Genomic DNA, 21107 nt, shown 5'->3' with positions numbered 1-21107 from the left:
ATCAATTTTAAACCTAATGTAACAAAATCGAAACTACACGGTTTTCGTAAATAAATTTTAAATTATCTAAAGCCTTGTAAATAAGGCTTTTGTTATTTAAATATCAAACTGTCAGTATTTATAGAATTAAATTGTAACATCATTAAAAATAAGTTGTTTTTTTTGCGGATATCTTAGCAACAAGTTTTTAATACATCTACAATGAACAAGATATTGATTTGGTCTGTTACTGCTGCACTGGCAGGTTTTCTATTCGGTTTTGATACCGTAGTTATTTCTGGAGCTGATAAACAGCTACAGCTTCTTTGGCATTCATCTGATGCTTTTCATGGATCTGTTGTTATGGCAATGGCACTTTGGGGAACAGTTGTAGGTGCCATTTTTGGTGGAATTCCAACTAATAAAATAGGTCGTAAAAGAACACTGTTCTGGATAGGAATTTTATACTTTCTTTCTGCTATTGGTGCTGCTTTTGCAAATGATCCATTTGTATTTGCTGCTTTCAGATTTATTGGAGGCTTGGGTGTTGGGGCGTCAACTATTGCAGCGCCGGCCTATGTTTCCGAAATTGCTCCGGCTGACAAACGCGGACGTTTAGTAGCGCTGTATCAGTTTAATATTGTACTTGGAATTTTAATTGCATTTATCTCCAACTACTTTTTAAAAGATATTGGAGAAAATGCCTGGCGTTGGATGATAGGAGTGCAGGCTATTCCTTCTTTTATTTACATTCTTTTTATACTTACAATTCCAGAGAGCCCAAGATGGTTATTATCTAAAAACCGAGATGAAGAGGCTCGTAAAGTTCTGTTTCAAATTGATCCGTCTGCTGACCTAAAAGACATCATGGATGATTCCAGAGAAAATGGTGTTACAAAACATGAAAATATCTTCATGAAGAAATACCGTTTTCCGTTAGTATTGGCTTTTTTAATTGCATTCTTTAACCAATTTTCGGGAATCAATGCCTTTTTATATTATGCGCCAAGAATTTTTGAAGAAGCAGGTTTAGGACAAAATACGGCTTTATTAAGTAGCATCGGAATCGGAATTACGAATCTTATATTCACTTTAATCGGCGTAGCATTAATTGACAAATTAGGAAGAAAGTTGTTAATGTACATTGGTTCTGTGGGATATATTATTTCTTTAGGATTGGTTTCGGCTGCCTTTTATTTCAATTGGGGAGGCTTATCTGTACCTATTTTGCTTTTCTTATTTATTGCTTCTCACGCCATTGGCCAAGGGGCAGTTATCTGGGTTTTTATTTCCGAAATTTTTCCAAATCACATTCGGGCTTCTGGACAGGCATTTGGGAGTTCAGTACATTGGGTTTTGGCAGCAATTATCCCATCTTTAATTCCGATGCTATTTTCAGAAATTGGCCCGGAAGTAGTATTCTTAATTTTTACATTGATGATGGTGCTGCAATTACTGTTCGTAATTTTTCTGATGCCAGAAACCAAAGGAGTTTCTTTAGAAGTATTAAGTGAAAATCTAACCAAAAAAAATATCAAAAAAAATGAAATCAAAGAAACATCTACCGCTGGCATTTTATAGTGCGATACTCCTCTCAGTAGGGGGACTTAAACCGTATTCGGCTGTGGCGCAAACAACTGCTGTTTCAGTATCAGCGTCTTCAGAGGAGCAAATGTACCGTCCTAATTTTCATTTTACACCAAAAAAAGGCTGGATGAACGATCCTAACGGAATGTTCTATGCAGATGGAAAATATCATTTATTCTACCAGCACTTTCCTGATGGAAATAAATGGGGACCGATGCATTGGGGACATGCCGTTAGTAAAGATCTCATTAAATGGGAAGAGTTGCCTATCGCGATTTACCCGGATAAGAATAAATATATTTTTTCAGGAAGTGCTGTTGTAGATTCAAACAATACTTCTGGTTTAGGAACGGGGAAAACGGCTCCAATTGTAGCAATTTATACGCTGCATGATATGACAAAAGAAAAAGAAAATAAAATTGATGTCGAGCAGCAGGATCTTGCGTTCTCGAATGACAATGGTTTTACATGGCAGAAATTTGAGGAAGGAAATCCTGTCATAAAAAACCCTGGAATTCGAGATTTTCGTGACCCGAAAGTTACTTGGGATGAAACGAATAAGCAATGGATTATGGTTTTAGCAGCACAGGACCGTTCTCAATTTTATAAATCCAAAGACTTAAAAAACTGGGAATATTTATCTGATTTCGGAAAAAATATTGGGGCACATGGAGGTGTTTGGGAATGTCCAGATTTTTTTGAAATAAAAGTACAAGGGTCAGATGAAACCAAATGGGTTTTAATTCAGAGCTTAAATCCAGGAGGTGTAAATGGAGGTTCCGGAACGCAATATTTTATTGGAGATTTTGATGGAACTACTTTTACATTAGACCCAAATTTTGCAAAAAGAATAGAACAGGAAAAAGCCGTTTGGATTGATTACGGAAAAGACAATTATGCTGGTGTAACCTGGAATAATGTTCCAAGTGCTGACGGACGTCGATTATTTATCGGGTGGATGTCTAATTGGGAGTACGCGCAAGATGTTCCAACATTTGCATGGAGAAGCAGCACTACAATTGCCCGCGAAATTCAGTTGATAAAAAAAGGAAATGCTTATAGTCTGATCAGTAATCCGGTAAAAGAAATCAATAAATATGTTTCTAAATCTATAAAAAAGAAAAACCTAAAAGGAAAAGGCAATCTTTCGATTTCCGGATCAGGGAAAATTGATTTAACTAAAGCAATTATTGATTTTAAGCTGAAAAACATAAAACAAGACACGTACACTTTTACGCTTTCAAATGAAAAAGGTGAGTCTTTGACTTTCGGAATCAATAATTCAGATCATTATTTATTTGTAGATCGTTCGAAGTCTGGAAAAAATGATTTCTCTGAAAAGTTTGCAGCAACGATCACAAAAGCAGCTTTAAACGGGAATCAAAAAGAAGGTGTTTTTAAAATTATTTTAGATAAAACCTCTATTGAAATATTTTACAACAATGGCGAAAAAGTTATAACAGAAATCTTTTTCACAAACCAGCCATTTACATCTCTATCAGTTTCCTCAAAGGAGGAAATTGAATTGAATAACCTCGTAATTAACCAATTAAATATAAACTAACTAAAAACCACTAACCTCATGAAAAGTAAAATTATTTATTTTCTATTTTTCTTCTTTCCGGTGCTACTTATGACGGCTCAGGAAAATGGAGTAAAGGGAACGGTATTTTCTGCAGATGACGAAATGCCGCTTCCAGGAGCAACCGTACTTATTTCAGGTACAAGTACCAGTACAGTAACAGATTTTGATGGCAATTTTTCGTTCGGCAATATAAATTCAGATGCGGTTCTTGTGATTTCTTTTATAGGATATGCTCCGCAATCTATTTCTGTTAAAGGCCAAAAAACGATCAATGTAACTTTAAAAGTAGACAACAACCAGCTAAATGAAGTTGTAGTAACAGGATACTCCAAACAAAAGAAAACGGATATCACCGGAGCAGTTGCAGTTGTGAACATGAAGGAAGTCATGAAACAGCCGGAACCAAACCCTATCAAGGCTTTACAGGGAAGAGTTGCCGGAGTAAAAGTATCGTCTGATGGTTCGCCAAGCGGAGGAAATACAAAAGTGGTGATTCGCGGTGTTGGAACACTGAACAACACAGATCCGCTTTACGTTATTGACGGAATGCCGACAAAATCTGGAATGCATGAATTAAATCCTAATGATATTGAAACGATTCAGGTATTGAAAGATGCTTCTTCAGCGAGTATTTACGGTTCCAGAGCTTCAAACGGTGTCATTATCATTACCACCAAAAAAGGAAAAGAGGGTAAAATGAGAATCAATTTCAGTACCTATGCTTCTTTTTCTGATTATTCAAGAAAGTTAGATGTTCTAAACGCTAACCAGTTTGGACAGGCACTTTGGCAGGCCAATATCAACGACGGTTTAAATCCGAATAATAATAATTTGCGCTATCAGTTTGACTGGTCGGTAAATAACAATAAACCGCAGTTGAATAAAGTTTTGGTTCCGGAATATTTAGATACACAGCAAACCCTTAAAGCTTCAAATACAGATTGGTATGATGCAATTTCTCAAACCGGAGTTGCCAATTCTTATGATTTGTCGGTTTCGAATGCTTCAGACAAGGGAAATTATGTTTTCTCGCTGGGTTATTACGGAAATGAAGGTGTTGTAAAAACAACAGATTTCGAAAGAATTTCTGCGAGAATGAACAGTTCATATAAATACTTTGATGGCAAATTAGTTATCGGAGAAAATTTCAGTTTAAACCGTACAAACGAAGTTACTGATCCAGGCGTTTTGGATCCTGCTCTTAGAGCTTTACCAATTATTCCGGTGCACACAGTTGACGGAATTGGTTGGGGAGGTCCGGTTGGAGGAATGAACGACAGACAAAATCCGGTTCGTCTTTTAGAATATAATAAAGACAATAAGTATGATTATTTGCGCCTTTTTGGTAACGCTTACGCGGATTTGGAAATCATTAAAAACCTGCACATCAAAACCAGTTTCGGAATGGATTATGGTTTTTACAAAAAACGTACTTTACAAAGAAGCTACAGATCAGGTTATCTGCAAAACGATCAGACTTCAGTAACTATTGATCAGTCGATCAGCGACAAATGGACCTGGACCAACACTGCAATTTACAGCTTGAATTTTGGAAAAAGCAATCTGAATTTGATGGCGGGAACAGAGATGTACAAAGATACTTATGACACTAATACTTTACGTAAAAATGACTTTTTGATCGAAACCCCTGACTATATGTATCCGGATGCCGGAACGGGTGAATCTTTTACCAGTGGAACTTCGACCGTATATTCTTTGCTATCTTATTTTGGAAAAGCAGATTATGAGTTTGACAATCGTTATTTGGTTTCGGCTACAATTCGTCGCGATGGTTCTTCTCGTTTTGGAAAAAACAATCAGTTCGGAACATTTCCGGCAGTTTCAGCGGGATGGAGAATCAGTAACGAAAATTTCATTAAAAATAGTGCTCCTGTTTTTTCAGATTTAAAATTAAGAGCAGGCTGGGGGCAAACCGGTAATCAGGAAATCAGTAATACGGCTGTTTATTCCCTTTATTTGGCAAGTTATGCTGGCGGAAGCCCGACATGGGCAACCTCGTTTGGAACAGCTTACGATATTGCAGGAAACGGAAACGGATTACTTCCGTCTGGTTTTATAGCAACTCAGTCCGGAAATGATGATTTAAAATGGGAAACTACTACGCAGACCAACATTGGTTTGGACTTTGGTTTATTCAAACAAAAATTAAGCGGATCTGTAGATTATTACATGAAGAAAACAGATGATATTCTAGTATTGCCACCTTATTTAGGAGTTATTGGTGAAGGTGGAAACCGCTGGGTAAACGGAGCCTCTATGGAAAATAAAGGTTGGGAGTTTTCTTTGGGCTATCATGACGAAACCTCATTTGGACTGAAATATGATATTTCCGGAAACATTTCGGCAAACAAAAATAAGATTACACAACTGCCGGATGAAGTGAAAAACAATTATGGTGGCGACGGACTGAATGATAATATTTTAGGACGACCAATTAATTCGATGTATGGCTATGTTACAGACGGATTGTTTACAAGTCAGGATCAGGTGGATAACTCGGCAATTCAGGAAGGAAAAGGTCTTGGAAGAATTCGTTACAAAGACTTAAATGGCGACGGAACAATTACAGATAAAGACCGTACCTGGATCGGAAATCCAAATCCGGGATTGTTGTACGGAATTAATTTAAACTTGTCTTATAAAAACTTTGATTTTACCACTTTTTGGGAAGGTGCAAGTGATGTGGATGTTATCAATAACACAAAATATCAGACTGATTTCTGGAGCGTTGATGATGTGGGATCAAACAAAGGAACTCGTTTGCTGAATGCATGGTCGTTAGACAATCCAAATTCTACAATTCCAGCCCTGACAACAGTTGACAGAAATGCAGAGTCTAGATTTTCAACTTATTATGTAGAAAATGGGAATTATCTTAAACTTAGAGTTTTGCAGTTTGGATATAGTTTTCCTAAAGAATTACTGAAGAAATTGAATATGGAAAGTTTTAGACTTTACATCAGCGGACAGAATTTATTGATTATTGATGCGAAAAGCTTCACTGGGGTTGATCCTGAAAATGCAGGTTTTGGATATCCTCAGCCGACAACTTTTACGGCTGGTCTTAATTTTACTTTATAACAAAAGATTAAAAAAATGAAATCGCCATGATTCGAAATGGGAAATGATAAGAAAGAATGGCGATTCCATATTCCAATAAAAGACAAATATTATATTAATATGAAAAAAATACTATATATAGCAGGATTTGCGGTGATGGGTTTCTTCGCTTCGTGTTCCGATTTTTTAGAGAATGATCCGCGTGGTGTGTTGTCAGAAGAAGATATTGTTACACCACAGTCCGTCGAAGGATTTATGAATGCAGCTTATGCGCAGTTAGGAAATGATCACTACGATTCTCCTTACAGTTTATGGCCGTTTGGTAATGTGCGTTCAGATGATGCTTATAAAGGCGGAAGTGGTACAAATGACATTCAGGATTTTCACTTTTTTGAAGTCTCAAATAATATCCGTCCGGATTTTGGAGAATTGGACAGTTTTTGGTACATCAGTTATGTGGGCGTTTCAAGAGCCAATAAAGCCTTAAAAGCCTTAGAGCAGCTCTCAGAAGCAGATTATCCGTTGAAGAAAACACGTATGGCCGAAATGCGTTTTTTAAGAGGACATTTTTATTTTATGCTGAAAATTATGTTTAGAAATGTACCTTATATCAGAGAAGATATTCCGGTAGAAGATTATAAAACGATTTCAAACATAGCACTTTCAAACGAAGAACTTTGGAATAAAATTGCTGAAGATTTTCAGGCTGCAGCAGATAATTTGCCAGATACACAGCCACAGGTGGGGCGTGCCACTAAAAAAGCGGCTTATGCTTATTTGGCAAAAACAAGATTGTACCAAGCGTATACACAGGATGAAACATTCAAAGTTACAGGTATAAACCAGCAGCATCTGCAGGAAGTAATCGCGGCAACAGATAAAGTAGTTGGAAAAGCTTCTTTAGAACCTGATTTTGCTAACAACTTCCTGCCAGGAACTTACGAAAATGGACCGGAATCTATTTTCTCAATTCAGTTCTCTGATAATGACGGAACGCTTTACGGAAGATTGAATTTCTCAGACGTTCTTTCAACACCACAAGGTTTAGGCTGTTGTGATTTTCATAAACCAAGTCAGAATTTAGTGAATGCTTTTAAAACTGGAGCAAATGGTTTACCAGAGTTTGATACTTACAACAATGAAGATTTTGATTATAAAAATATAGATGCCAATACAGTTGATCCGAGATTGTATCATACGGTTGCGATGCCAGGTCTGCCTTATAAATATGACCCTGAATTTCTGTATGTTGAAGCTTGGGTAAGATCTCCGGGAACCTATGGCTATTTTGCTTCTTTAAAGGAAAATGTTGCCCCAAATTGCAGTTGTGTTGTAAATATTGATCCGTTTTATGGAAATTCTAAAAACAGAATTCAGATTCGTTATGCTGATGTGATTTTAATGCGTGCCGAAGCTTTGATTGAATTAGGAAGACAATCTGAAGCGCTGCCGTTAATTAATGAAATCAGAGAAAGGGCCGCACAAAGTACAGGAAGATTGCCTTACGTGAAAAACTTCAAAATCAATATCTATGTAGATGGCGTAAATTGCAACTGGACTCAGGATTTTGCCCGTAAAGCTTTACGCTGGGAACGTCGTTTAGAATTAGCTATGGAAGGAAGCCGATTTTTTGACCTTGTTCGATGGGGAATTACAGATCAGGTTATGAATGACTTTTATGCAAAAGAAAAAACAAAACGTACCTATTATCAGGATGCTTTTTTTGATGCGCATAAAGAAGAATATTGCCCAATTCCGTTGAAACAAATTAATTTCAGTCAGGGATTGTACAAACAAAATCCAGGTTATTAATCCTTAAAGAATCAGCAATATGAAAAAAGCTTTAAATAAATATTGGACCAAAGTATCTATAATATTGGCAATGATTTTTATGATTACTGCCTGCGAAAATAATTTTGAAACTGGCGGATTTGATGTGAGTTCGCCTTCAAATGTACTTTCCTTCAAATTAAACGGAGTTTCAGGAAGCATTGATCAAACAACAGGAAAAATTACTGTTGTAATGCCTTACGGATCAGATATAACAGCTATAAAGCCGGAAGTTGTTTTTGAAGAAGGAGCAACATCCAATCCAGAATTAAATTCAGCAATGAATTTTACAAATCCGGTTAAATTCAGAGTAGTTAATGGAAATTTATATAAAGATTATACAGTAACCACAACTGTTTTAAGTCCGATTAAGAGTTTTAAGATAAATGGTGTTACAGCTACTGTAAACGATATTAATAAAACGATTAATATGACTTTGCCTGAAGATACTGATTTAAGAGCGCTTAAACCCGTAATCGAAGTAACGACAGGTGTTGCAATTTCACCTGCTTCGGGCGCAACAATTGATTTTACAAATGCAGTCACTTTTGTAATAACATCGAATGGCAAAAGCGTTAACTATACAGCAAATGTTGGAGTTCCGGTTACAGGATTAACAGTTGCATTTTTAGGAACTGCGGCTACAAGATCGGGAATTACAAACATGGATGAAGTTACGGCTTCAAACTGGCTGTTTGATAATTTTCCGGGGGCTAAATATATTTCGTTTGAAAGTGTACAAAACGGTGCTGATTTAAGCGATATCGATGTGATTTGGTGGCACTTTGATTCGGCTACAAATTTACCTTCTGTAGCTTATAATCCTGCGGTTACAAATGCATTGAAAAATTTCAGAACAAATGGAGGAAACCTGCTTTTGACTTCTTTTGCTTCGCAATATGTTGATGCTTTAGGAATTGTTCCTTCAGGAAAAGGACCAAATAATGTTTTTGGTGATTTTCCTCCAAATGGATTTGTAGACGGTAATTCATGGGGAATGTCATTTGTTGGTCATGAAGGCCACCCAATATTTCAAGGCCTAACCACTTTTGAATCCGGAAAAGCCAATTTATTGCAAAGCGGAACTTTCAGATTAAATCATACAGCATGGTGGTTTTTACCAGAATGGGGTGGATACAATAATGGAGAAGGTTGGAGAAACCAAACAGGAGGAACCAATCTGGCAAGTGAAGCCTGGGATAATGAATTGAACGGAAGAGTTACAATTGCAGAATTCCCAAATACAAGTACGAATAAAAATGTAATTGTAATTTCTATGGGAGCTTACGATTGGTACAATGAAACCAACAGCAGTGGAGTGCCAAGTCAGGCAAATGAATTTATTACAAACATTAAATTGCTGACACAAAATAGTATCAATTATTTAGCGGCAAAATAAATCACTTTGAATTTAATAAAAATGAAATATAGAAATATAATCACAATCGCCTTTATCTTCTTTTCACTGGCTTCGTGCAGTCAGGATGAAAATTATATAGGAGGTTCGATTTCAGGAGGCAATTCTGAAATAACAAGTATTTTTCCTGTTCCGCCCGCGCAATGGATGGGTGCAAACGACCCATATTACAGTGCTGGTTATACCGGAGACATTATGCCTTTTTTCGATAACGGAAAATTTCACATTTACTTTCTGCATGATGCGCAGAATAAACCTGCAGGAAAAGGATTTCATGATATTCATGAATATCAGAGTACAGATTTGGCCCATTTTACTTATGAAGGTCAAACAATTCCTTATGGCACAACGCTTGAACCGGATTTTGCTATTGGCACCGGGTCAGTTGTCAAAGTGGGCAATCTTTATTATTTTTATTATACAGGGCACAATGAAAATCCGGCTTTTGCACAGTCGAATGCAAGAGAAAGTGTGTTATGCGCGACAAGTCCCGATTTGATAAACTGGAAAAAAGTTCCATCTTTTAAAATAACAGCTCCGGCCGGTTATTACAGCTACGATTTCAGAGATCCACATGTATTTTATAATGATGAACTGAAAAAGTATTCCATGTTAGTAAGTACACAGACAGAACCGGGAAGAAAAGCCGTTTTGCTGCACTTTACTAGTGCTGATCCAGCATCCGGAAAATGGAATGTTGAAGCTCCGTTATATACTACAACTACCGAGGATAATTATCTAATGATGGAATGTGCGGATATTTTCAAAATGGGAAGTAATTGGTATTTAATTTTTTCTGAGAATTGGAGCGGCAACAAAGGAACGCATTACCGAGTGGCACCATCTATCAACGGTCCGTGGACAAAACCGGAAAATGACAGGATTGATGGAGAATATTTTTATGCAGGAAAAACAGCTTCTGACGGAAATAAAAGATATGTTTTTGGGTGGAATGCCCGAAAAACGCCAGAAAATGATTTAGGAAATAAAGATTGGGCAGGAAATATGGTCATTCATGAATTGGTTCAGAATTCTGACGGAACTTTAGGAACTCAATCTCCTAAATCGGTGAAAGATTTATTTTCGAAAAAAAATACTACTGCTGAAGTAGATGCAATTTCAGCGAATGCAACTGCTAACAATGGAACTTATTCTTTATCTGGAGAAGCAGAAAAAGCATTGGTTATTTTTAAAAGCATTGGAAAGAAAGTCAAAATAAAAGCAGAAGTTACTTTAACCAAAGCTTCCGGAACAACTGGATTTGTTTTTCATACCAATGATACTGGAAGTTATTATAAAGTTGTTTTTGATATTGCTAATAGTAAAATAAGCGGTTATAATTCGGCTTTGCAGGAAGTAACCCGTTTGCCATTCGTATTCCGGGCGAATATAAAATATAATGTTGAAATAATTGCCGAAGGAAGCGTTGTGGTAGTATATATCGATGGGAAAGCGGCTTTGACAAACCGTATTTACGGAAGAGATAAAAACAAATGGGGATTAATTGCTGAAGGACAAACGAGCACAATCTCAAATCTTCAGATAACCCAGCCTGAATAGAAATTAATAATAAAATAATTTTAGAATGAATAACGGAAAAAACCTTAAGGTGGTGGCATACGGAGAAGTGCTTTGGGATGTTTTTGCTAATGAGAAAAAGATTGGAGGAGCACCACTGAATGTAGCACTTCGTATGAAATCGCTTGGTTGTGAAGTGACTATGATAAGCTGTGTTGGAAATGATGAAGACGGAAAAGCGATAAAAAGTCATGTAAAAAAAATGGGGCTTGAAACCGATACGATTGTAGTTTCAGAAGATTTTCCTACTGGTTTGGTTAACGTTACATTAAATGAGCGAGGATCGGCAAGTTATGAAATCAGTTATCCGTCTGCATGGGATAAAATTGAATTGAACGATTTGGCGAGAAATTCAGTTGCTAATGCTGATGCTTTAATTTATGGTAGTTTAGTTTGCCGAGACGATGTTTCAAGACTGGCATTAGAGGAATTGCTGCAAAAAAAAGTCTATAAGGTTTTTGATGTGAATTTAAGAAGACCGCACTATTCGTATGAAATGCTGGAGCGCCTCATGCAATCTGCTGATTTTATAAAGTTTAATGATGAGGAATTATTAGAAATTACGGCAGCTATGTCCTCACCATTTACAAGTCTGAAAGACAATATGAATTTTATAGCTGAAAAAAGCCAAGTAAAGGGAATGTGTGTAACGAGAGGCAAACACGGAGCTTTGCTGATGTGGGAAGGCCAACTTTATGAAAATGGGGGATATCCTGTTGAAGTAGCTGACACCGTAGGTGCCGGAGATTCATTTCTGGCGGCTTTGATAGCTTCTTTATTAAGAGGAAAAGCTCCTCAGTATTCAATTGATTTTGCCTGTGCAGTTGGTGCATTAGTGGCTGAATCTCCCGGAGCTAATCCTGAAATTTCGCTTTCCAGAATTGAAAAAATGATGTTAAAAATTAAAATTTAACTTTATGAAATTTAAATAAGATATAAGTTATTTAAACCAAAATTTCTGTAATTGGCCTTGTTGAAATAATAAGTTTAATATTGCTTATAGGCGTTCTTATTATGCTTTTAAAATTTGAATTTTGGGAAATTTTGGGAGTTTTTTAAAATTGTATTTAATTCCTAATTGCTTCACTTAAATATTTGCTTTTTGAATTAAAGCCTGATATCCATTTGATATTAGGCTTTTGTCATATAATCTATTTTTTTGCTTTAAGAAGTCTCTGCCATGCGTTTAGAGACAATTGAAATAACTTTTTTGCTTTCATACTAATAGAAACTTTTTTTAAAGGACGCCCTTCGTATAATTCATACTTAGGAACAGCGTTTCTGGTAAATTGCACTTTTTCTACACTAATAATCTGATCGGGGATAATTGTTATCTTGATCACAATCGAAATTGAGCGAACCCACTTGTTTAGTCCTTAAATTTTTAATCGATTTGGACCTTATTAAATTTGCTCTTTGTTCACTGATGCTGGAAATTTTTTACTAATTAACATCTTCAGTCTTTCTTGATTCTTATCTCCCCACTGTCCTAAAGCAGCTATTACAGGAATTAAACTCTCACCAAATTCTGTAAGACTGTATTCTACTTTTGGCGGTACTACGGGATATATTTTCCTAACAACGAGTTCATGTTCTTCCAATTCATTTAACTGAATGTTCAGGACCCTGCGTGATGCATCAGGTATTTTGCGCTGCAATTCACTTGGTCTTTTGTGGCCTTCGTTAATAAACCAAAGCAGGCGTATTTTCCATTTACCATATAATACTTCCCCTATCAGGTCAAGTCCGCAGTTTAAGTTCGGTATTGTTTTTCTTTCATACATATTGTAAAAGTACTAGTATGTTACGATTTGTGCAATAGGGGAAAAATTTATCCCTATCCGAATCGTAATTCCGTACTTGTGAGAAAGTTGCATACTTCTGAAATTTGTACAAAAGAAATCAAGATGAAACAAATAGTAGACTATCAAAACGAGTTATCAGGCAAAATTGCATTGGTAACTGGAGGAACAAAAGGAGCAGGCAGAGCCATTGCTGAACGTTTAAAAAATGCTGGTGCTAAAGTAATTATAAGTGCGAGAAATCGACCAGAAGAAGCGGATGAAGATTTATATTTCATTTCGGCGGATTTAAGTAAGCCCGAGGCTGCGGATAAAGTTGCTTGTGAAGTATTTGAAAAATTTGGTAAGCTGGATATCCTTGTAAACAACCTCGGCGGATCTGAAACTCCGGGAGGAGGATTTGCCGCTTTGATCAATAAAGATTGGGAAGAAACACTTCAAGCCAATTTATTAGCACCGGTTAGACTGGATAAAGTGTTCTTGCCTCAAATGATTGTGAACAAAACAGGTGTAATTATTCATATTGCCTCTATTCAGGGAAAACTTCCTTTGTATGATTCCACATTGCCATATGCGGCTGCAAAAGCTGGACTTATTAATTACAGTAAAGGTTTATCTAAAGAAGTATCTCCTAAAGGAGTACGAGTGCTAACCGTTTCTCCAGGTTGGATTATGACAGAAGCTTCTGTAAGAATGATGGAGCGTATTTCTGAAAGTAGTAATATATCTATAGAGGAAGCAGAAAAAAGTGTAATGGATGCATTAGGGGGAATACCCTTTGGAAGACCTGCCAAACCCGAAGAAGTTGCTGAACTCGTCGGATTTCTCGTTTCACCTAGAGCAGGCTATTTGACGGGTACAGAATTTGTAATTGATGGTGGCACAATTCCCACAATTTAATTAATTTAATTTTTCAGTTTATGCTTAAATAAGTGCATGTAAGAATTAAAAAGCTGTGCAAAGGCTGAGTCAACTGCTCCCAAATAGTGTCTAACTTTTTTAGGGCAATTGACTCAGACTTTGCGTATATTTTTGCTTTGAAATAATAAACGTATCAAAAGTCTCCTGACTTTTAATTGCTTTATGTTTTCTTATTTTCCGATACAGAAATTAGCAGTCCAGTATTTACTGGGGTTTACAGATCATGAGGTACGGATGAGGTACAAAATCTGAACAAAATCTTGCAAAAAAAATCAACAAACAAACATTTTTAAATTTCTAAATCAAATGAATATATTTTGTCAGTTTGTACAAGTATATTTTTAATAACACGTATAACCTAGTGGTTAATTCAAAAATATTAAATATACATGAGATTAAAAAATGGTTTATTTAAATTTTTATTGAAATTGAGAGCAGAATTCGAACCTCAGGCTTGAAACCTAAGTGTTTACTGCGTTTTTTGTTTTTCTTTAAAGATGTATTACCACGATTTACCACGAAAACAAAAGTGTTAATATCTATTATCCATGTGTAAATTTTTGAATTTCAGGTTATTGACTTGTTCTGTGCTACGCTTCTTAATGCCGCAATAAGATTTTTATTTGTAATGCTTATTGATTTACCTGTCTTATTTTTTACTTGTATTCTTCGTAGCGATACTTGAGAGCTAAATCATAATTATCGTGAACAGTAAGATATTTATCCACCAGAAGTTCCTTTATGTTGTCCCAATCCTGAAGTTTTCATTTGCGTGCAGATAATTTTTTCTAAAATTTAAAGGACTTTGCTGATAACGTATTTTGAACTGCGAATTGAAATGTGACAAATTATTAAATCCGGATTCCATACTAATCTCCAATACACTTTTTTGTGTTTCGATTAACATCTTTGTGGCGTGGGTTAGTCGTATTTCATTTAAAAAACTGGTAAATGATTGACGGGTCCTTTGACTAAAGTATCTTGAAAATGAATTGTTAGCCATATTAACAAGCCCGGCTATTGTTTCAATTTTAATGTCCTGCTTAAAATTCTGGTAGACATAGTGCAGTATTTTTTTCATTCTTTCAGACTCAACACCATTTCTGCCAATTATGAAATTAGTACTGATTAATTCCAAATGCTCTGATTCTGCAATGCAATTTAGAATTTCCAAAAGTTTGAGCCATCTCGCCAGACCATTTAATTCCATAAGCTCAAAAAGCATTCTGCTTACAAGTGTATTTGTAAGGCCAGTTATATTTATTCCCTTTGACGATTGAATTAAAAGCTCATTAAGATTTTTACTTTCAGGCAGAGAAAGAAATCCATCACTAAAAGTTTCATGATTAAAATGCACCACAATTGATTTGGCCCTAAGTTCAGTGTTAGGCAGATAGAATTCAGGATTGTTCCTGTAAAGATGTGGCAGATCAGGTCCTATTAATACAAGATTTCCGGGGCCAAATTCACTACTGTGGTCTCCTATGATTCTTGTACCAGTGCTTTCCACTACCAGAACTAATTCATACTCTGGATGAAAATGCCAGGGTGTAGGAAAATAATTGTAGTCGAATAATCTTGTGGCAAAAGATTCGTCAAAATTTTTGGCCAAATAATCTAAGACAGGTTTCATTGATTTATTGTTTAGCAACTCAAATATAGATGAAACTATTTTCAGGCGCAAAAAATGTTAGAAAACCATCAGTTTTGAACAGATATCTGGTAGATTTTATCATTGCAGCTGGTCTATCTTAGCAAAAAAAACTAACATGAAAAATGAAATAACAGAAAAACAGATTGCAGAGTATCACGATAAAGGGTTTATCATAGTAAAAAACTTTTGTAGTAAGGAAGAAATTGAACTCCTCTATCAAACTGCCTTGAATGATCAGGCAATGGCAAAAAATGCACTTGATTTAAACGACCAATCTGGAAAGAAAACCAAACTCTCACTATGGTTTACACCCGGAAATGATGTTTTTGGCTATCTGACACGTTCCAATAAAGTTGTAAAAGCCGTAAGTCAGATTTTAGGTAATAATGCTCCCGTTTGCCATTACCATTCTAAACTTATGCAGAAAGAGCCAAAAGTGGGAGGTGCATGGGAATGGCATCAGGATTATGGATACTGGTATAAAAACCAGTTTATGTTTCCTGATCAAATGATGAGTGTACTTATAGCACTCACACCGGCGAATAAAGAGAACGGCTGTCTTCAGGTTATTAGTGAATCTCATAAGATGGGTAGAATCAATCATGGCTTTGCCGGGGAACAAGTTGGAGCTGATATGCAGATGGTTGATAATGCGCTTAAAACAATGGATTTGGTTTATGCAGAGCTGCAACCGGGCGACGCCCTTCTTTTTCACAGTAATCTGCTTCACAGGTCAGAGGCAAATTTATCAGATTATCCAAGATGGTCCTTAATATCTTGTTATACCCTTCAATCCAACATTGCTTACAATGAAACATCTGAGTCCTGGAAAACACCAGTAGATATTGTTCCGGATGAGGCGATATTAACTTGGGATCACGAATCCTTGTCAGCTGCTGATTTCTTAAAGAAAGAAAATGATCCTGCTCTAAAAGAGACCGGATGGGAAGACAAGGTTTGAAATTTAAAGATATCATCTTTGAGTAAACTAATTTAATTGCTAAGGAGAAGCAGAATAAAAAACATTTTGTCTTTTCGAAGATAGCCAGATAAAAACTATAATGAAAATAAAATTCTTTTGCCCAAGATGGGGTTCAGAAAATTTACCATGGGATGAGTTTGTCCAGAAGGCGAAAGCTGCAGGTTATGATGGAATTGAAAGCCCAATACCGTTTGAAGTGAGGCAGAAGTTCAAAATAAAGGATGCTTTAAAAAGTCAGGGTCTGGAATTAATAGGACAATATTATCAATCCTTTGAAGAAGAATTTGAAGCTCATAAAGATAACTTTAAAAAACACTTAGAGAGCATTGCGGAATTAAAACCAATATTGATTGTTTCACAAACCGGAAAAGATTATTTTTCAGCCAAACAGAATAAAAATCTTTTTCAGGCCGCAAGTGAAATCAGCAATAATACAGGAATTACAATATCACATGAGACACATCGTAACAAAGCCTTGTTTGCTGCGCACATTACGAAGAATTTATTGCAGGAAAACCAAGAGGTGAGAATAACGGCAGATTTTTCACATTGGTGTGTTGTTTCTGAAAGTTTATTAGAACAGCAAGAAGATGCAGTCAACCTTGCTATTGCCCGAACTATTCACATACATGCTCGAGTAGGACAGCCTGAATCACCACAGGTTGGCGACCCACGATCCCCTGAATGGAAAATAGCGTTTGATGCACATTTGAAATGGTGGGATCAAATAATAAAGGAGAGATTTGAAGCCGGAGCAGACTTTTTAACCATTACTCCGGAATTTGGCCCAGTGCCTTATATGCAGACAATTCCGTTTTCAGGAATGGCCGTTGCCAATCAATGGGATATTAATATTTATATGATGAACTTCCTTAAAAAACGTTATGCAGAATTCTTATAATATATATTGCACAGACAAAGAATTTTCTTTTTTTGAGTATAACCGTTAAAACGAATTTGTTTAAGTAGTCGAAACCAAAAATAAAACCATGTTGAAAAAAATAATTCTTTTGGTAAGTTTAATCGTACCGTTTGCTGCAGTAAAGAGTAACGGGATTGGAGATTGGGGATTTACCCCCCTGGGACTCCCTTTTTATCACTATACAAGTAATCTTCCGTTTTATGCCAAAGATAAAACCGGCCAGGATTCAGGATTGCCGAGTGACCCTTATTTCTTGCTTGGAAATTATAAAATGTCCTTGATAACGCATGCTAGTGGAATATATGAGTTAGTCAACGCACAAAGAGTATGGACAAGAATAAACGCATCTTCCCAACCCAATTATGGATGGAACGATGCAAGTATTGTTTTGAATAAGAAAAAACGGATTAATTTGGTTGGGTTAAATTCAATATCAACTGACAATAATCTGGTGAAAAAATATTTTGGAGTCGGCTTTGCAAGGTACAGTTATCAGTTACAAAAGGATATTAGCTGCAACAGATTAATTTCAGTAAAGCCATCAAAAGCTATAAATTCTGGAAATCCTTCTTTTGTTGTTTCGGTATTTCTTAAAAACAATAGTCAGACGACTCAGAATTTATTATATAAGGAACGCATGCTTGTTAATTCGGTAGCAAATGCTTTACAATATATACCAATTGCTAAGCGTCCCATAGTATACAATACCACAGCCTCAGTAGATGATAAAAAACAAATAGCAATAGCTAAGATCAATTCTGTTCCCAACACTTTTTTGCTGTTTCCTTCTAAAAACGAGAGATATGTGCATGACGTAAATCCATCCTCAGTATTTATGTACTGTAAAAAAAATGATTTAAAAGAGAGCAGTGTCAGTGTCAGTAAGGACACACTGGTAACAAATATTGAAGTGAACCTAAAGCCAAATGAGAGCAGAACATTTCATATTGTGATAGGGCTTCAGGAATTAAACAATTTTTCTGAAATCGAAAATCAGATAGATGATTTATTTCTGGATGCCGATTTAAATGAGCATTCTGAGGGTGTTTTTGCAAAAATGTGGAAAAGCAAATTACCTGATTTGTCAAATGAAAGCAATCCTATACTTAAAAGAGAAATGTTATGGAACAGCCATTTTATTGAAGCTTCTTCAAAATACAATGACTATTATAAAGAAACATTTATACCTCAGGGATCTGTTTACAGTTATCATTTTGGAGACAATATTTCAAACAGGGATCATCTGCAGGCAGCACTCGCGGCCTGTTATATTAATCCTGAATTGGCGAAATCATCTATTCGTTACGTAATTAAGCACTCAGAGGCTGATGGAGAAATTAAGAGAGGAAATTCAGGATATGGATATTCTGCGCCTTCTATTTTTAAGGAAAGTGATGAGCAGCTGTTTTTCTTTAATACAATTTCTGAATACCTGATGATTACAAAAGATTATGGATTTTTGAATGAACAGGTAGACTACTTTCCTGCCGAATATGGAAAGAGTGATATACTTCTGAATATTTTAAAAAAATATTTTATATACTTAAGAGATGAGGTGGGTACGGGGCCAAACGGCTTGGTAAAGATGTTAAACTCAGATTGGAGCGATAGTTTCTTTCATAAGTATTCCCCAAACGTATTTGCAGGATCTGCAGAATCTCATTTAAACTCAGCGATGGTCCTGGCTATTTTGCCAAAGCTCGAAGATGTACTTAAAAAATCAGGAAATAAGGAAGCATTATCTTTTATTCCTGCTTTGGAAGATTATCGTCTTAAAATTGAAATGGCATATTTAAAAGATCTTGGAGACAGAAAATTCTCACCCAGGGCTTATTTAAATCACAAGCTGAAGTTTGGTGTTGAAAGCGTTTGTATCGAGCCTCAGGGATATTTGCTGCAGATTCCAAATTTGCCAGTGGAAAGAAAAAAAGAGATCTACCAATATGTCAAAACAAAATTACTGGATCCTGAAAAAATAGGAATAAGAACCAGAGAAGAACCTTTATGGGGAGGAAAAGCAGATGGTGAGGATGGTGGGATATGGTTTTCATTAGAATATCCTGTATTGCTGGGCGTCGGTTCTTTCGATAAGCAAGAAGCCCAATCTTTGTTGCTCAAATTTTCTTTTGATAATTTTGCAAAGCAATATCCTGAATATTGGGTAGGGCAGTGGACCGCTGCTGATGAAGTAAATTCAACCTTATATCGTGAAGGGCTTTATAGTTTTTGGGTTGCTCCAAATGAGACCAAAACGGCTTTCCAAGGCTACTGTTCTCATCCGCATACATGGCCCTTGTATTGCTATTTCAAACTAATGGAATACTGATAAATAAATTAAATATATTAAAGAAAATTTGTTCTTGATTGCATAAAAAGCTCATTTATTTTGGGCTTTTTTTGGCTATCGGAATTTAGGAAATAAGTAATAATGAGAAGATAAAAAATATACTTAAAAACTTTATATTTAAGTTTTCTTGTTTATTCCAATAGCCTCAATCTATGAGTTTTAATTGTAATGTTAAACCTGGATTTTAGGCAGGAGTTTTTTCTTTGTCGGTAAAGTCGCTCTCCTCATTAAAAGTCAGATTTTCAATTGTTATGACCTCTGCAGGTATATTGATGATTTTTTGTGGTTCCTGAAAAGTTGCAAGATACCTGTAAAGAAGTTCAACGCCCCTGTATCCTTGCTCGTAAGGTTTTTGATTGATTAGAAAATCAATAACGCCTTCTTTTAAATATTCTATATTATCCTTAACAAGATCAAAAGCCAAAAAGCGTACTTTATTGTCTTTGGTCAATAGTTTAGCAACTATATGTGCTCTTGAATTTGGAATGAAAATACCATCATTTTTAGTAAGTGTACTTAATTTATCCTTTATTTTATCTGATAGGTGTGCATCATTGATGCTCAAATTAATTAAATCTGTTTTTATTTTTTTGTTTTCCTTAAAATAGGCTTTAAACCCTTCAATTCTACTTACTACATTGGGGTTAATATTTTGTTCGTTATAGATATTGAAGATTAGGTATTTAGCGTTGGATTCCTGTCCGTAATTGATGAGTTTTCCTGCCAGTCTTCCTCCTTGTGTAGCATCTTGTCCTAAACTGGTCAATGCACCATACTTTGTATTATTAGTTCCCAATAAAACAAAAGGGATTTTTTTCGTATTACACTTGCGTAAGAAAGCTTTTATAGAAGGATTTTGTGGTTGTGTACTAATAATAGCACTGTATTTTTCAATAAAAATCGTTTTTTCTATATTCTTAAAACTTTCAATGTTATTCTGATCAAAAAAATAATAGCTTATTTTCAGTCCGAAAGGCAAATAGTTTTTTCCAGCTGTTTCCGTTGACTTCACAATTGGTTCCCAATACTCTCCCGCTTTATGTTCCGGTAATATTACAGCAACTTTTAAGCTCTTGCTTAATGCCAGATTTCTGGCATGGGTATTGGGTGTAAAATTATATTCCTTTATAATTTTCTCAATTTTTTTTTGTTTGTCTTCTGCCACATAACCACGTTTATTAACTACACGGTCAACAGTACCTCTGGATACATTTGCAATTTTTGCAATTTCATTAATTGTTAAGTTTTTTTTCATAGTAATCTGGCTAAGTTTTATTGACTTGATTAACAAAAGTAAATAGTTCGCAGGCTATTATCGGCATTCAATCAAAAATATATAAAAATAAAAATATTCTGTAATAACAGCACAATTTCATTTACAGGTGAAAAAGGAGGCCATAAATGTTATCTTTTATATTGTTT

Annotated in this window: 14 protein-coding genes; 11 read left to right on the top strand and 3 right to left on the bottom strand. The window is 35.7% G+C overall.

Features of this window, described 5'->3' with window-relative positions:
• The first annotated feature begins 201 nt into the window (after nucleotides 1-201).
• From ACWA1B_RS17560 to ACWA1B_RS17530, 7 genes are all read left to right on the top strand, one after another.
• Nucleotides 202-1560, top strand: coding sequence for a sugar porter family MFS transporter (locus tag ACWA1B_RS17560; RefSeq protein ID WP_456909133.1), 1359 nt, complete (start codon nucleotides 202-204; stop codon nucleotides 1558-1560).
• The gene (locus tag ACWA1B_RS17555) at nucleotides 1523-3130 is read left to right on the top strand and encodes a glycoside hydrolase family 32 protein (RefSeq protein WP_456909131.1); all 1608 of its coding nucleotides are present in this window, start codon (nucleotides 1523-1525) and stop codon (nucleotides 3128-3130) included. The genes ACWA1B_RS17560 and ACWA1B_RS17555 overlap by 38 nt, the downstream gene beginning before the upstream one ends.
• A gap of 18 nt (nucleotides 3131-3148) precedes the next feature.
• A complete protein-coding gene (locus tag ACWA1B_RS17550) occupies nucleotides 3149-6253 on the top strand; it encodes a SusC/RagA family TonB-linked outer membrane protein (RefSeq protein ID WP_456909129.1) in 3105 nt (1034 codons plus the stop codon).
• Nucleotides 6254-6352: 99 nt separating this feature from the next.
• A complete protein-coding gene (locus tag ACWA1B_RS17545; protein ID WP_456909127.1) occupies nucleotides 6353-8044 on the top strand; it encodes a RagB/SusD family nutrient uptake outer membrane protein in 1692 nt (563 codons plus the stop codon).
• Between the two features lie 19 nt (nucleotides 8045-8063).
• Complete coding sequence (locus tag ACWA1B_RS17540) at nucleotides 8064-9461, top strand: DUF4960 domain-containing protein (protein WP_456909125.1); 1398 nt, start codon at nucleotides 8064-8066, stop codon at nucleotides 9459-9461.
• A 21-nt stretch (nucleotides 9462-9482) separates the two neighbouring features.
• A complete protein-coding gene (locus ACWA1B_RS17535; protein WP_456909123.1) occupies nucleotides 9483-11039 on the top strand; it encodes a glycoside hydrolase domain-containing protein in 1557 nt (518 codons plus the stop codon).
• Between the two features lie 25 nt (nucleotides 11040-11064).
• The gene (locus tag ACWA1B_RS17530) at nucleotides 11065-11970 is read left to right on the top strand and encodes a carbohydrate kinase family protein (RefSeq protein WP_456909121.1); all 906 of its coding nucleotides are present in this window, start codon (nucleotides 11065-11067) and stop codon (nucleotides 11968-11970) included.
• Nucleotides 11971-12460: 490 nt separating this feature from the next.
• On the opposite strand, the gene ACWA1B_RS17525 is transcribed toward ACWA1B_RS17530, so the two are convergent.
• Nucleotides 12461-12841 (bottom strand): winged helix-turn-helix transcriptional regulator, encoded by a 381-nt coding sequence (locus tag ACWA1B_RS17525; protein ID WP_456909119.1) that lies wholly within the window; start codon nucleotides 12839-12841, stop codon nucleotides 12461-12463.
• Nucleotides 12842-12964: 123 nt separating this feature from the next.
• Between ACWA1B_RS17525 and ACWA1B_RS17520 the strand changes: the two genes are divergently transcribed.
• Nucleotides 12965-13759 carry an SDR family oxidoreductase gene (locus ACWA1B_RS17520; RefSeq protein WP_456909117.1) on the top strand — a complete coding sequence of 265 codons (795 nt, stop codon included), beginning with the start codon at nucleotides 12965-12967 and terminating at the stop codon, nucleotides 13757-13759.
• 760 nt (nucleotides 13760-14519) lie between these two features.
• Here ACWA1B_RS17520 and ACWA1B_RS17515 read toward each other — a convergent pair.
• A complete protein-coding gene (locus tag ACWA1B_RS17515) occupies nucleotides 14520-15413 on the bottom strand; it encodes an AraC family transcriptional regulator (RefSeq protein WP_456909115.1) in 894 nt (297 codons plus the stop codon).
• 136 nt (nucleotides 15414-15549) lie between these two features.
• Here ACWA1B_RS17515 and ACWA1B_RS17510 point away from each other — a divergent pair, with 136 nt between their 5' ends.
• The 3 genes from ACWA1B_RS17510 (at nucleotide 15550) to ACWA1B_RS17500 (ending at nucleotide 19664) form a co-directional block, all read left to right on the top strand.
• Nucleotides 15550-16395, top strand: a complete 846-nt coding sequence (locus ACWA1B_RS17510; RefSeq protein WP_456909114.1) for a phytanoyl-CoA dioxygenase family protein — start codon at nucleotides 15550-15552, stop codon at nucleotides 16393-16395.
• A gap of 100 nt (nucleotides 16396-16495) precedes the next feature.
• Nucleotides 16496-17317: a sugar phosphate isomerase/epimerase family protein gene (locus tag ACWA1B_RS17505; RefSeq protein ID WP_456909112.1), complete on the top strand. Its 822-nt coding sequence runs from the start codon at nucleotides 16496-16498 to the stop codon at nucleotides 17315-17317.
• Between the two features lie 88 nt (nucleotides 17318-17405).
• A complete protein-coding gene (locus ACWA1B_RS17500) occupies nucleotides 17406-19664 on the top strand; it encodes a GH36-type glycosyl hydrolase domain-containing protein (protein ID WP_456909110.1) in 2259 nt (752 codons plus the stop codon).
• A gap of 205 nt (nucleotides 19665-19869) precedes the next feature.
• On the opposite strand, the gene ACWA1B_RS17495 is transcribed toward ACWA1B_RS17500, so the two are convergent.
• A complete protein-coding gene (locus tag ACWA1B_RS17495) occupies nucleotides 19870-20940 on the bottom strand; it encodes a sugar ABC transporter substrate-binding protein (protein ID WP_456909108.1) in 1071 nt (356 codons plus the stop codon).
• Nucleotides 20941-21107: the final 167 nt, after the last annotated feature.

This window comes from Flavobacterium xizangense (assembly GCF_054075145.1).
Note: the sequence above shows the minus strand (reverse complement) of the source record. Positions and strands in the feature narration are given on the sequence as shown.